Source organism: Bradyrhizobium hipponense (genome assembly GCF_008123965.1).
In the GTDB taxonomy this organism is placed as follows: Bacteria; Pseudomonadota; Alphaproteobacteria; order Rhizobiales; family Xanthobacteraceae; genus Bradyrhizobium; species Bradyrhizobium hipponense.
Genome location: NZ_VSTH01000154.1, coordinates 17,135 through 30,011, shown reverse-complemented (window position 1 = coordinate 30,011; position 12,877 = coordinate 17,135). Strand labels below are relative to the sequence as shown.

12 protein-coding genes and 2 pseudogenes are annotated in these 12,877 nt (G+C 56.1%); 3 read left to right on the top strand and 11 right to left on the bottom strand.

The genetic code is table 11. The features are described from left to right. The 3 genes and pseudogenes from tnpC to FXV83_RS45010 all read left to right on the top strand — a co-directional run. Positions 1-765, top strand: a 765-nt coding sequence (gene tnpC / locus FXV83_RS36030; protein ID WP_148744282.1) for an IS66 family transposase, incomplete at its 5' end; no start/stop codon positions are given. Next, on the top strand, positions 762-1,376 hold the full coding sequence (locus FXV83_RS36025; RefSeq protein ID WP_235940473.1) for a UPF0149 family protein: 615 nt from the start codon (positions 762-764) through the stop codon (positions 1,374-1,376). The genes tnpC and FXV83_RS36025, both read left to right, overlap by 4 nt. A gap of 118 nt (positions 1,377-1,494) precedes the next feature. Further along, positions 1,495-1,608, top strand: a pseudogene (locus tag FXV83_RS45010) (DUF2934 domain-containing protein); the annotation flags it as partial. Between the two features lie 587 nt (positions 1,609-2,195). On the opposite strand, the gene FXV83_RS36015 reads toward FXV83_RS45010, so the two are convergent. The 11 genes and pseudogenes from FXV83_RS36015 to FXV83_RS35970 all read right to left on the bottom strand — a co-directional run bounded on the left by FXV83_RS36015 (position 2,196) and on the right by FXV83_RS35970 (position 12,338). Next, positions 2,196-2,891: a hypothetical protein gene (locus FXV83_RS36015; RefSeq protein ID WP_148744281.1), complete on the bottom strand. Its 696-nt coding sequence runs from the start codon at positions 2,889-2,891 to the stop codon at positions 2,196-2,198. Between the two features lie 386 nt (positions 2,892-3,277). Further along, positions 3,278-4,456 (bottom strand): His-Xaa-Ser system radical SAM maturase HxsC, encoded by a 1,179-nt coding sequence (hxsC, locus tag FXV83_RS36010; RefSeq protein ID WP_148744280.1) that lies wholly within the window; start codon positions 4,454-4,456, stop codon positions 3,278-3,280. Continuing rightward, positions 4,453-5,910 carry a His-Xaa-Ser system radical SAM maturase HxsB gene (gene hxsB / locus FXV83_RS36005; protein WP_148744279.1) on the bottom strand — a complete coding sequence of 486 codons (1,458 nt, stop codon included), beginning with the start codon at positions 5,908-5,910 and terminating at the stop codon, positions 4,453-4,455. Before hxsB ends, hxsC begins: the two co-directional genes overlap by 4 nt. A gap of 19 nt (positions 5,911-5,929) precedes the next feature. Further along, positions 5,930-6,328: a hypothetical protein gene (locus FXV83_RS36000; RefSeq protein ID WP_148744278.1), complete on the bottom strand. Its 399-nt coding sequence runs from the start codon at positions 6,326-6,328 to the stop codon at positions 5,930-5,932. Then, on the bottom strand, positions 6,264-6,566 hold the full coding sequence (gene hxsA2, locus FXV83_RS45550) for a His-Xaa-Ser repeat protein HxsA2 (protein WP_430648970.1): 303 nt from the start codon (positions 6,564-6,566) through the stop codon (positions 6,264-6,266). Before hxsA2 ends, FXV83_RS36000 begins: the two co-directional genes overlap by 65 nt. A 151-nt stretch (positions 6,567-6,717) precedes the next feature. Continuing rightward, a complete protein-coding gene (locus tag FXV83_RS35995; RefSeq protein ID WP_148744277.1) occupies positions 6,718-7,281 on the bottom strand; it encodes a class I SAM-dependent methyltransferase in 564 nt (187 codons plus the stop codon). 887 nt (positions 7,282-8,168) lie between these two features. Further along, a complete protein-coding gene (locus FXV83_RS35985; RefSeq protein ID WP_148744276.1) occupies positions 8,169-8,654 on the bottom strand; it encodes a hypothetical protein in 486 nt (161 codons plus the stop codon). 189 nt (positions 8,655-8,843) lie between these two features. After that, a complete protein-coding gene (locus tag FXV83_RS35980) occupies positions 8,844-9,587 on the bottom strand; it encodes a hypothetical protein (RefSeq protein WP_235940464.1) in 744 nt (247 codons plus the stop codon). 219 nt (positions 9,588-9,806) lie between these two features. Then, a pseudogene (locus tag FXV83_RS45545) lies at positions 9,807-9,965 on the bottom strand (DUF4236 domain-containing protein); the annotation flags it as partial. Positions 9,966-10,397: 432 nt separating this feature from the next. Then, positions 10,398-11,483, bottom strand: a complete 1,086-nt coding sequence (locus FXV83_RS35975) for an IS5 family transposase (protein WP_148744274.1) — start codon at positions 11,481-11,483, stop codon at positions 10,398-10,400. An 87-nt stretch (positions 11,484-11,570) separates the two neighbouring features. After that, positions 11,571-12,338 (bottom strand): outer membrane protein, encoded by a 768-nt coding sequence (locus FXV83_RS35970; protein WP_148744273.1) that lies wholly within the window; start codon positions 12,336-12,338, stop codon positions 11,571-11,573. Between the last annotated feature and the right edge of the window lie 539 nt (positions 12,339-12,877).

Sequence of the window (12,877 nt, the reverse complement as noted above, 5' to 3'; positions counted from 1 at the left end):
TTCTGGGCGCATGCCATGGATGACCGACCATGGGGCGGGCCCTCGCCGCCGGCGGTTGCCTACGTGTTCGTGGCCGGCCGTGGCACGGAGGAGATCGCCGGACAATTGACGGATTTTTCCGGCATTCTGCAGGTGGATGGCTATGCCGCCTACAAGGCGCTCGCCCGCGATCATGGCGGCGGGATCCAGCTCGCCTTTTGTCTTGCTCATGCCCGACGTAAGTTCGTCGAGGTGTTCAAGACGATGCAGTCGCCGTTCGCGCGCGAGGTGATCGAACGCCTGCAGGCGGTCTATGCGATCGAGGCCGAGATCCGCGGCTCGAGCGCCGAGCAGCGGCTCGCCGTCCGCCGCACCAGGAGCGCACCGTTAATGGCGGCGCTCAAGGCACGACTGACCGAGATGGTGGGCCAACTCTTCTCCCAGTCGAAGCTGACAGAGGCGATCAACTATGCGCTCAATCACTGGGACGGTTTGACGCTGTTTCTCCGCGACGGCCGCGTCGAGGTCGATAGTAATACGGTCGAGCGTTCCATGCGCCCGATTGCCATGGGAAGACGCAACTCATTGTTCAGCGGCAGCGAAGGCGGCGCCGAGAGCTGGGCGATCCTGGGGTCGATTGTGAACACCGCAAAACTCCACGAACTCGATCCGCAGGCCTATCTCACCGACGTACTGGAGCGCATTGTGTCCGGGCGAACCAGGAGCCATCAGCTGCACGAACTGTTCGCCTGGAACTGGAAGGCGGCGCACCGGCGAGCCGCATGAGCCCGCGTCGCCGCAAAGCTTCGTCGTCGATGGCGGCCGCCGCCATGCCCCTTGCCGAGCTCGAGCGATGGCTGCAGGCTCGCCTCGACCGGCATCCTGCCGCCACCAGCCTTCCCGCGCTCGACGGCTACGTCGCCGCGATCGTGGCCGGACCGGTGTCGATGAGCCCGCTCGACTGGATCTGCCCGCTGCTCGCCATCGATGCCGATGCGTTCAACCACGGCGACACGCCGGAGTTCGCGGCAATCTCCGCCGTCGCATTGCGCCATAACGAGATCAGCCAGACCCTTTCGACCGCGCCGAAGCAGTTCGCGCCAATGCACCGGCGTGAAGCCAATGGCGATGTCGACGCGCGGCCCTGGTGCCAGGGGTTCTACGCCGCGATGCGGCTCAGGCTGCCGGCGTGGGCGCCGTTGCTGGACGCCAGCAACGTCAATCACCGCCTGCTGCGGCCCATACTGCGGCACTGTCGCGACGATCAAGGCCGTCCGCTGCTCGGGCCGCCACCAAACAGTCCCGACCCCCACCGTAACGCCTACGCCGATATTCCAGCGGTCGTGGAGGCGCTGCGCCAGTACTGGATGCCGATCCGCTACCCGCGCACCCGCTGATCACCCCGGACGTGGGAGCTCATACCGGTTACGCCCTTTTGGTGGTACGGCCTGACGGAATGACGGGCTCGCCCGGAATGGCGGACGTTAGGACCCAGAGTTAGCTTCATCAGGAGTAATGCACATGGCAGGTCCTCCAACTAAAAAGGACATCGAGCGCCGCGCGTATCAGCTGTGGCAGCAGGCCGGAATGCCCGACGGGCGCGATCAGGAATTCTATGCGGAAGCGGAGCGACAGCTGAAGGAAGAGCTGGGTCGCCGCGAACTCAGGACATCCGATGACTCTTCTAGCGGTGCTCTCAGGATTGAGTACAACAATTCTCAAGGGCCTCAACGCCACGCTTACGATGAATCCATCGGGACCACGTATACGGCGCGGCTTCTCTTCCGCAGCCGGGGCATTCGGACAGCTCTCCACGGGATGAATCCTCAGAGCTCCAGCACGTCCCGCACCAGGCGCACTGATATAGGTTGCGAAAACTTGTATTTCGCTCTGGAACATCAGCAATTGTATCTGAGCGTTGAATTTTCGAGACCTCACTCGCTGGACTCGTTTTCAATGTTCATGCCATCCTCCTCAAAATCGACACCCATTCAGGTGCCGACGCTCAAGGAGGATGGAACATCGTTCTCGCTCGGGCTTCCAAGGATACACCAATTGACTGCCTCGGCAACTTTTTGGAAGATCGCCGCGGTATCAGGTCACATCGGTCGTTCCGGTCGTCGAAGTTTCTTCGAGCGTTGTGCAGCTGCGGACCCAACAGCAGCTGAACAACTTCCGCCTTACGCGCATGGTCAAGTTGACGCGAAGCCACTCTGTCAGTTGGGTTCACCCACTATGAAACGAAAACTTCCTTCGGAAACATCGCTGAGATTGTCGATTGCCGAATCAATTTTCGCCCGGCCGAATAGCTCGATTAGTTTTACTGCCTCTGGAGAACGTTTTGATCCATCGACTGCCGCTTTCGCGTCGAAGGCGAAGACAAGCCCGTGACCACTTATTGAATCGGCCCTTCTTACCGCAACATCCCATTGTGCCGTCGAAAATAGCTCGGCGACCGCATAGGCATTGCGAGGATTCCCATTAAGCTGCGGCCAAAAGATATCGACATGAAACCTACTGTTTTTTGGAACGTCGCTCAGGAGCTGAATCAATGTTTCTTTCTGCTCATCTTCGAGCGGGTACTCAGGTTTTACTCGCTTTGAAATTGCTGCCAATCTTGCGGCCAGATTCGCATTTGCACTTTCCAATGCGTCCACTCTTGATTTTGCTTGATCCGGCGACACTCCTCCTAGCTTCTCTTTGTAGGCGTCGCGTTGAGTCGCGATCAGGTTTATTGCTGCGTCCCGGCTCGCAATAATTCCATCGCGATTAGCAATGATGGCCGCGTATCGCCAATCCATAGCGATCCACACAATGGCAAAAGCTCCAAAGGCAATCACGATGGCGGAGGCCGGCGCGTTCCGAATCGTCCTCGATTCGCCAAGTATATATTTGATGACGATTTCCAGCATCGGCTTCCTTTGTAAGCAAGAAGCGGCAACGATTTCCGGTTCAGCGACCGCGCAGTTTCTCAGCTAGCTCATTGCCCGTTTCTTGTCGCACGATATCCGGCTTGATCGCCTTCTTTCTTGCACACGTACGCTCCGCGATTCGTGTTTCCGTACCACCGCATTCCCTTGAGGTGGTAGACGCCCGTAGGGGTATTCACCCAAACGACTACATCGGACGGACAATGCTTTTGTGCTTCCGTCTCGACGGTGAAAAATTGAACGCTACCTTCAAACGCCGGTGCGATCGCTGAAGTCGATAGGAAAAGAACGCATACCAGAAAGGCCTTCCACCCCCTCATATTCGTCTCCCTATTTTATGCGGCTGCGATCCCTCAGGCAGCGGCCGTTTACAAGATCGGACTTATAGCTTTGCTTCGCCGGGGCCTACCGGAGCTAAAAAAACCGGCGCATCTCGTCTTCTCGGTGCAGGGTTCGCATTCGGCGACAAACGCGTTCTTCCAATCGGAAATTGACTGAACTGCGTGTGGCCACACGGAAGGTGCAAGAACGCAACGTTGCAAGTTGTAAACTGACACGTTGACATTCGCCGCGACGAGGAGATCGACCGCTTCCGCCAAGTCGGTCTGATAATCAATCGGATCGATCCAGAGCTGCGCGTCATTTGCGATGGCGAACCCGGTGTTTTCGAGTCCCATCAGAGCGACGTGATCGACGAAAGGCAGATTTCTTGCCAACCACCGGCAGGTATCTGAAATTATGCGTGCAGTTTGCGCGTGCAAAACCACGCGTACTTCGACACGCTGACCTCGATCTTTGAGCTTCAATATTCCGAGGATGGTTTCGTCAAAGGCGCCTTTGGCTTGCACCACATAGTCGTGAACGTAATCAACCGCCGCATAGACGGGAATGGCCGCGATCACGCTCGGATGGTTCACTTTCCTCCAGGCATCGACAATTTCTGACTTTGCGAACGCGCGACCGTTCGTCAACACCTGGACGGCTGTTTTCGGAAGCTGATCACGGCAGTCAGCGAGAATGCTAATAAAGTCGGCCCAATCGGACAGAGGCTCTCCGCCGGTAAACGTCAGGGTTCGTGTGTGCTTGTCCAGGAGAGGTAGGCTTTGTCGTATCTCATTCAGAATCCAACGATCATCGATGTCCTTCGGCGGCTGCGAACACATTAGACAATAATTGTTGCACCGCTCTGTCACCAGGAATGAGTTGTGGCGGGAGTTATGTCTGTAAAGAGTTCGGAATTTGCCTGATTGGGTGTGAATACCGATAACGTCACCCGCATCAAGATACGAGAATTGAGCGGGAACTGCGATCGTCCGGCGCTGCAGATCTTCAAGTGACAGAAAACGCCCGGTGCCATCATCGATAGCGAAGATCGACTTGTGGTCGTTCTGAATTGCGCGCTTCAAGTCATCGCTTGTCCGCACGATAGTAAAGTCAGCCTCCGCATTGGATACCTCAGTATCGACAGTCTTCAGGCGGACAACCGATCGCGTCTGTTCCTCCAATCCCCGACAAAGGGCCGCGGTGCCGAACAAGGACAGGGTCATGCGCCGGCCCAGCGACGCAATATCGCCGCATCTCGCGGTGATTCATCCAGTAGCTGCAGCAGATGATGCATGATTCCCTTCTGCCTCGCGCAAAAATCAGAAAGGGGTTTGATGCCGAGAGCTTCGCCTTGCGTGGCGTGATGGTGCACAGGATTTGCGCCGCAATGACTTTCGAATACGCAAGTCGAGCACTCAGGCGCGCACTGCGTCAACGAGGCAGAAATTGCATCGACCAACCTGTCGGAAAGAACAAGCGAACGGTAGTCATCTTGATCCACATGCCCCAATCGAAAACTGTTATCACCTGTCTCAGCGAGCATGCGCCCTTCATCCGAAGCAAAAACGCTGCCGTCGTAGTTGTAGACGAGCGCACCTATGCCAATCCCGGCCGGGCTTCGTAGGTCCACATAGCCGATCGGCTTGTCCGTCAACATACGCGTCAGAATCAAAGCGGAGTAAAATTCCCTGAATGGAGTTCCGTGATGGTTAATGTCCAAAATGTGCCGGAGACCGCGCTTGTAGAATTCCAGCCAACTCTTCGCATCATAGCGCTGATATTGTTTTGTTTTGATCGCGAAGCCGAACGGAGATAGCGGACGAAGAAAAATGCCGTCCAAACCGAGCTTCAGATATTCCTCGATGATCTCATCGACTCGGCCCAAACTCGCCTCGGTGGTGGTCATGAGCGCGCCTACCCGATCCGGTCCAAGCGCCTCTTGCGCCCGGCGGATGCCAGCTACGGCCAGCTCATAACTATTTCCGCCCGGCCTTGGCCGATTTTTATTGTGCAGGTCCGCGGGGCCATCGAGCGAAGTTGATAGCAGAATGTCATTCGCTTTGCAGAACTCCAGAACGGCGTCGTCTAACAATGCAAGATTCGTCGCAATTACGAAGTCAACTTTCTTGCCTAAGGTCCCGGACCTTGAGTGTGCGGCAGAGACGATTGTCTTGATAAGGCTAAAGTTGAGTAGCGGTTCGCCGCCCTGGAACTCGATTTTTATCCGCGACGACTTACTTTCAAACGCTATATCCAGCGCCCGCTGTGCGGTGGCTTCGCTCATGTCAAATCGCGACCGATCGGTGCTTTGTCGCGAAACCTGACAATAGGGGCACGAGTGCTCGCAACGCAAGGTAACCACAAACATATGGAGTGGCGTCACCTCGCGCAGAAACGACATTCGGCTTCGCAGGCGCAGGGCTAAGAGCTGTCGCTGACCCTTCTGAAGGGAGCCCGTTATCAAGTGAGCCGCATACGCCTTCTCGTACAGGCCATCGCCGGGCTTCAATTTCAGATCGATCAGCCGGTTGATTTCATTCTCTGTCAGGCGGATGAAGTCCCCCACCATGTTTGAGACCAAGAATTGTTCAGTCCCGGTTCGCTCAAAATGAAAGGGCAGCAAGGCAAGCTCGTCATTTGACGAGCTAAACGCTTCAGCAGCGAGGAAACGGGCCATATCTAGCCAGCGCTATGTGTTAGTTATCGTTTTGGGAAGCGACCAGCGATCCGAAAGCAAGCGCTAAGATGACGTTACGCACACCGTCAGTTTTCGCCGACACGCGCGCCCTCAGATTCTCGTCCGTCACGAGATCGAGAAACCGTACTTTTAGCGAGTCGGCTTCGGCTACTGCAAAACCGCCGCTTGCCCTGCCATCTTGCAGAGCAAGACGGCAGACAAGACGATCCCCAACTTTTTCGATTTGGCAGGTAGCAGTTCCGATGAGACGATACGCAGCAGCTTCCAACGCACTCAACGCCTGAATGCTTGCATCGAAGTCTACATCAATCGCGATCTTCGGAGCGCGCTTCTCAGTAACGGCTTGAGGCATGTGAATGGTGGGACGCGTGTGAAGCATGGGAAGCATGCGACGCATGCTGCGCAATCATCGTCCCGTCGGCCTGCCTGGTCATTACAAACCCGAGAAGATCTTCCCCGACCTGGAAATGTCCTTTTGGTTGTACTTGGGTGCTCGCGGTGCCAAGGTCGTTTGTCGGGACGATCGCGTCAGTACTGGCAATAGCTGCCTGAGCTCCTGTACCAAGCGCCTGTGCACCCGTGAGAGACGCCAAGGCGGCACCTAACGAAACTATAGCTTTTGATCCACGAAACATCATTCACCCCCCGTCCACGATTTAGGCAGTAGAGCCAAATTTTTGGAAAGTTGCAATAGGCATAGAGAACAATTTTTGCGACGGACAGCGCTTATGTCACTGGATTAACCGGGAAAATTCTATTGGAATAACGACCACTGTTGCGGCCCACTTAGCGCCGCTTTTGTCCAAGCGCCGTTACTACGACCGAGTTGTGAGAGGGCGGTCCTACCGGCCGCTCTTTGTAGAAGTGGAGCTCGTAACCCCTAAGAGCACCGCGGATTTCTCCGACCTTAGGTAGTTCGAGGTAGTTTTGCCCCTGTCCACCAAATGTCTCAATATAGATGTGACCACCAGTTTGGACCGCCGAGGTTAACTCCGCAATGATTCTTTGCGCGGGGTAATGGATGCAAAGGATTGCTGAAAATGACGATTTTCCGAAAGGAAATCGATTGCACGTTAGATCGGCGCACACTGAAATAATCCGGCCACATGCGTTCGATGGCTCAGTTGATTGAAAAATGTCATCTGCCGATTTCTCTACGCACTTGAGACGACCGACGTCTTTATCAACAGCGATGATATCACAACCCAGAGCAGCAAACGCAAGTGCATTCCGCCCAAATCCGGCCGGCGCATCCAAGATCGGCGCGCCGTACGACGAGGTAATCCTTTCGCGAAACTTCATCAGTGTTACAGAAGGAACGAGCGGCGAAGGAGATTTGAGCGCAGTCAATGAGTCCTCTTCACAACCGATCGCCGCTGTTAGGCGCAAAGGAACGACGCGGCCGGATGCCACGTCGTCCTAATTGGCTCAGGGGTGTTGCTCATTCTTGGCGGCGCGCATTCCTTGAGCGGCGGTGTCTCGTTCGCACATATATGCGCCGTCCTTGGTGGTCCCATAGTTGTGAGTGCCGCTGAAGTGATAGATCTTCGAGCGCAAATTCACCCAAACAACCGTGTCGACCGGGCAACTCGCTCTGGCTTGTGCTTCGGTTGCGAACTGTCCCGCCGCTGATGGTGTGCCCGTAGAAGGAGCAGGAGTTCTTGCGACCGGAGCTTGTGCAGGTCTTTCACTCGTCACGGGCGGCTGCCCTGGAGCGTTTGCCGTAGGTCTTGTTGACGGAGCCGCAGGAGCGGGCGCTGGAGCTGCCGTCGGCGTTGTTGCGCCACCACCGCGGCACTCTGCCACGTAAGCTTTCTCTGTTATGCCCTTAGCCTGAAAGCCGGCCTTGTCAGCCCTCCATTCCTCGACGCAAGCTTTTGCAGTTTTCGGTTGCCCAACATTCGGAGCCGGAACGCCTGCTGTAGGACTTGGAGGCGGAGCCGCAGGAGCGGCCGCCGGAGCTGCGGTCGGCGTTGCTGCGACGCCACCGCGGCACTGCGCCACGTAAGCTTTCTCCGTTATACCCTTAGCCTGGAAGCCAGCCTTATCCGCTCTCCACTCCTCGGTGCAGGCCTTGACTGTCTTGCCTTGACCCCACGACGCAGAAGGAAACGATGAAAAACCCAAGACGGCAGAGCACAAGATGACAGCAAGTTGTCTGTTCATTTTCTATCCCCGGATTACGCGCTCATTTTGATTGGTAAGGTTTCTGTATCTTCGTCGTGGTCAACCTCAACTCATCCATCACCCTCAGTCGAAGAGCTCGGAGCAGGGTCCGCCAAGCGGCAACTTACTTCTTCTCGAAATTTCTCGAAAGAGGTGAATTTTTGAGCGCCTTCGACAAATTCACCTTCTACATAGCCGTCGTCACGTATTCTGAAGCCTACCCCTAATAGGTATCCAGTCTGCTGTCCCAATGCTCGACCAATCAAAACCGTCTCGACATGAAGCGGCGGCTTCAAAGGATTGACCTGTCCCTTCAACCGAGCTTGCTTGAAGGGAATGTGCATTCCCGTCGGCACAGTTGGTGTGCTTGCTGACACCGCACGTTCCGACACTTGCACCGCCGCCTCTCCCAGCTGCTGGGGTGAGGCGATTAGGCCAGTTAGAACCTTAGCCGAGAGCTCAGAGATCCGCGCTAAAATTGCGCGATGAGGGCTGACCTCATATTCAAAATACAGATTTGCATCTATCTGCACACGTCGCTTGATTCGGCCCTTCATTTTTGCCTCCAGTCCGGGCGATCAAGGCGGCGCCCAAGGCGGGACATGTGGCCACAAGGATAGCCTATATAGTACGCGCCTAAACGGCCAAAATGTCAAAATCTCTGGGAGCTTGGAGCTAAAGAAAAGAAATGGCCAACTCCGATACTTGAGCAGTTATTGAAATAGCCTTTGAGTCTTGTGATTTTCTCAAGCTCTTTCAGCGCGCATCCCGATAATGGCCGACGCGAACCCCTCATATACGTCGACGCGCGAACACTGTATGCGTTCGTTCAAACCGACAGCGGACTTGAAGTCGATTTCACCGTAGAGACAAATGGGTAGTTTGCGGTTGTTGTTAAACCTGCGATCTGGTCCACCATTCCGATTAACATAGCGCCACGTCTCTCCAACGACCTGAGTATCGCTTGGCGCAGCATCATCTTCGACAAAGCGGGTTGGCTTACAAACGACCTCAACATCCTCATACTCGACTGCTGCCACAGCATCTCCGGCGACAACAAGAATGCAGTCTGGAGTGAAATAGACGGCCTCTTTGCCTAACGGAATTCGTAAAAAGTCGACGTTGCTTTGAATGAGATGAGGATTGCCTCTCGTTAATGACGTTTGCGCGCGCTCTACGGTTCTGGCAACTCCAGCATTTCTTTTCCAGTCAGACTCCTGCCTTTCCAATGGAATTCGCCAAATGCGGCGGCATGCCGCTAAAGCGTCGAACGCATGCTTCAACGCGTCGAACCGTTCTGAGGCTTCGCCGGACAACTCATAGTCGAGGGTCACCGTGCTTGACTGCCGACCATGGACCGCAACTGCGCCCAGAATAATCACAGCCCCCGCGGTTACGGTAAGGGCAACTATCGGCGGAATAGCGGGAGCCGAACCGATGGCAACCGCCGCCGCCCCCAGGAAGAAGAATGACAGGACAATGAGTAACATCCTGTATGACCGCCACCTCGATCTACCCGCGTTCAATGCGCCCGCTACATGGACAGTGGAGTTCGCAACCAATTCGTCAATCGGTGCGCTATCAATGACTGTGGCACTTTGATCGAAGCTACTTGGCTCATCCGTGCCTGAATCGGCGGTGTGCCGGATCGAGCGATTAGGAAGCGATAAATTGCCGGACGAGTAGCGCTGATAGTCGGTCCACGAAACCCCTGACCCGGGCAGACCGATTGTGGTTCTCGTGCCATGCGGCCCAATGGTGAAATGAAGTCCTCTCGGGCCGAGAGAGGCGCTGGCCCCGCCACCGCTCAGGTTTAACCGTATTCCCGGCATGATCGTAAAACTTCTGCGAAACCTAAGAAAACCCATTATGCGTCCCAAACTCAGTTAATCAACAACGGCAATAACGACCGTCTTTATCGCGCAAAGATAGGTAAGACTCAAGAATGTAGTCGCTGCGTATCGTCGCTACCGAAGCGCTGCGCGTGGAACGTCAGCTCACGTAGGGTGCCTGCAAATCATCGGAGAGGACTTTCTCCCGGTTGACGCAGACGAAGTAGTACATTGTACTGTCCTCATATCGATGACCGCACACAAGAGCCTCAAGCTGAGTACCCAGCAAGAAAAACCCTCGCGTGAAGCGATGGTGTGGACAAAAAGAAAGTCCTAGCAGTTTGCTGAAAAACCCAAGGATTTGAGTTTTCTTGGTCTCGGTGAACGCCGTCGATCAATTTTCAGGTGATGTGTTCGTCAGCTTGAGGCATTTTCTTGCGTGAGGGCGGTGTTGCCGGCCCGGTACTGCTACGCTGCAAGCAGTTTGGGAATGCGGATCAGGTTATAGGCGATCAGATTGAGCAGGAAGTCGGCAGCAACGCGAGCGATGCCACGATGTTTGGTCTTGCGCATGGTGCCGTGCTGCTTGCCCCATCCGAAGATGCACTCGACCATCGCCCGGCGCGATTGCGACATACCATATCCGGGATGCCGCGTGGTTCGTTCGTCGATGGCACTGTTGCGGGTCTTGCCGGTTTTGGTGACGGCCTGGTTCTGTGTCACATGCGGCGTCACGCCGATGGCGCGAAGGTTGGCGACATGATCGGCGGTATCGTACGCCTTGTCCTCACCGGCGGTGATGCGGCGGGCTGCGGCTTTGCGTCTTGCCTTCAGCATGGTCTCCGAAGCCCGGCGTTCGGCGGTACCATTGGCATGCGTGACCCTGCCGGCCACCGCTAGTCCATTCCGGTTCTCCATGGTGGCGTGGCCCATATAGCATAGCTTGGCCTCCCGCCCGGCCGCCTTGCGATAAAGCCTGCTGTCAGGATCGCTGGTGCTCGCATGGGTATCGTTCTTGCGCTTCTGGCCGTGGAAGTTGGCGCCATCGTCATCGTCGCCGCTGCCGTCCTTGGGACGAAAACTCTTCTGCGAAGCCCAGGCCTCGATCAGCGTTCCATCCACCGAAAAATGCTCGTCCGACAATAGGGGTTTGACCTGCGGATGGTTCAGAAGCCTGGTCATGAACTTCGTGAACACCTCACCGTTCTGTAGCCGCTCCCGGTTCTTGGTGAAGGTGGTCGGGTCCCAGACCGGGTCGTCCGGCGACAGTCCGACGAACCAGCGATACAAAAGATTGTAGTCCAGCTGCTCCATCAACTGACGTTCCGAACGGATGCCGTAGAATACCTGCCGCAACAAAGCGCTCAGCAATTGTTCCGGGGGGATCGAAGGACGTCCCTCGCTGGCGTAGAGCTTCCCAAGGCTGCGGTTCAAATCACTCAAAACATCCCGGACGAGATCCCGGACCTTCCGCAGCGGATGGTTCGCTGGCACACGCTTATCCGGCGCGATGTACGAAAACAGGCCGCCCTGATCCGTAAACCTCCCGCGCATGATCGTCTCCCCCGATTCGAGATGATAAAGTGAATCATCAAGCCGCCTCCGTGACGAGGGGGTTTTTCAGCAAACTGCTAGATGAAGTCAGTATCTCGCGGCGACAGGAACTGTTCCCAAGCCGCCGAAGCGATAGTTGAAGCGCACGGTGACCAGGTCCACGTCCTGGCGGACCCCCTCGCCCAAGAGGGTGATCCCTCCGGGCGTGACCACGCCAGCGAATGAGGTGTTGTCACGGCCCATCCAGAGATGGTCGTATTCAACACCGACCGACCAGTTCGGTGCGAAACCATATTCCCAGCCCACACCAAGGGCGCCGCCCCAGCGCGTGTGACTTGCCGAGGCGAGGCCGACCCCCGTGATGTTGTTGAAGACATCAAAGCGATTGTGAGTGACGGCCGCGCCACCCTTCACGTAGAGCAGCGATGCGTTCCATGCCCAACCGAGTTGGGCCGTGAAGAGGCCAATGCCATCGGTTTTCCCTGTGGTTGAAATCAGCGGATCGATCAGGCTGACGCGCGTATTCTTTATGTCAGCCCAATCGCCCTGTGCTTCCAGTCCGAACACAAACTGATTGGTTTGCCAGCGATACCCGATCTGTCCGCCAACAAGGCCTCCGGAGCGATCAGCGCAACCGCCTGCGACTGTCCCTGCGAGCGTAACGAAATCCACACAGCTGTGGGTTTGGCCCCAGCCGCCGTTGGCGCCGATGTAGAAACCGGTCCAATCATAGATCGGCGCAACCACCGGCGGCGGCGCCTTGGTGTACGGGCGAGCCGCCAAATCAGCCGCCGACGCAGGGGCGGATAGAGCCACGGCTATCATCCCGGCCGCGACAATCAGAAGCTTTTTCATTACGAGCAATCTCCCCAGAAAGAAGTTCAAAAAAGGCACGACGCCCACCTAAGGAATCAATGCTATCCCGTTCGCCTGCAGGTTGATGTAGCCAAGCCGCAACACTCGGCCCAGATGGTTTAGTAGCGATTCCTTTATTTCTGTTAAGGGAACCAAATGCCCTCCAACGTGCATTAAATTCGGTATCCAGTCACCGTTCGACATATAGCGAGGGAGTCCCGCGCGATGGGCGTCACAAATTTGTGGCATGACCATTGCATAATTCAGGACAACTGGGATTTCAGCGCCCAGTTAGAGAATAAGCGCTGCCGGGACGCTTATTTCGAGCCCGGCGACGCCCGCATATTGTTTCGACAAGCGGGGTATTTGGCGCATGGCATACGACACGGCAACAGTACGTTTGCTCCGCGACGTTCTAGACGACGTTCTTTCCAGTCCGTCATTCACTCGTCAGCAGCAGCGATCTGCTCTGGAAGTTGCCGAGCGCGTTCTCTTGCTCGCTTCCCAAGGCGAGCGTGAACCGATCAGGATCAAGCGAC

Excerpts from the sequence above, each read along its gene's own strand:
- FXV83_RS36025 (WP_235940473.1), top strand. The coding sequence starts at position 762 with ATGAGCCCGCGTCGCCGCAAAGCTTCGTCGTCGATGGCGGCCGCCGCC.
- FXV83_RS36015 (WP_148744281.1), bottom strand. The coding sequence starts at position 2,891 with ATGCTGGAAATCGTCATCAAATATATACTTGGCGAATCGAGGACGATT.
- hxsC (WP_148744280.1), bottom strand. The coding sequence starts at position 4,456 with ATGACCCTGTCCTTGTTCGGCACCGCGGCCCTTTGTCGGGGATTGGAG.
- hxsB (WP_148744279.1), bottom strand. The coding sequence starts at position 5,910 with ATGGCCCGTTTCCTCGCTGCTGAAGCGTTTAGCTCGTCAAATGACGAG.
- FXV83_RS36000 (WP_148744278.1), bottom strand. The coding sequence starts at position 6,328 with ATGCGTCGCATGCTTCCCATGCTTCACACGCGTCCCACCATTCACATG.
- hxsA2 (WP_430648970.1), bottom strand. The coding sequence starts at position 6,566 with ATGTTTCGTGGATCAAAAGCTATAGTTTCGTTAGGTGCCGCCTTGGCG.
- FXV83_RS35985 (WP_148744276.1), bottom strand. The coding sequence starts at position 8,654 with ATGAAGGGCCGAATCAAGCGACGTGTGCAGATAGATGCAAATCTGTAT.
- FXV83_RS35980 (WP_235940464.1), bottom strand. The coding sequence starts at position 9,587 with ATGTTACTCATTGTCCTGTCATTCTTCTTCCTGGGGGCGGCGGCGGTT.
- FXV83_RS35975 (WP_148744274.1), bottom strand. The coding sequence starts at position 11,483 with ATGCGCGGGAGGTTTACGGATCAGGGCGGCCTGTTTTCGTACATCGCG.
- FXV83_RS35970 (WP_148744273.1), bottom strand. The coding sequence starts at position 12,338 with ATGAAAAAGCTTCTGATTGTCGCGGCCGGGATGATAGCCGTGGCTCTA.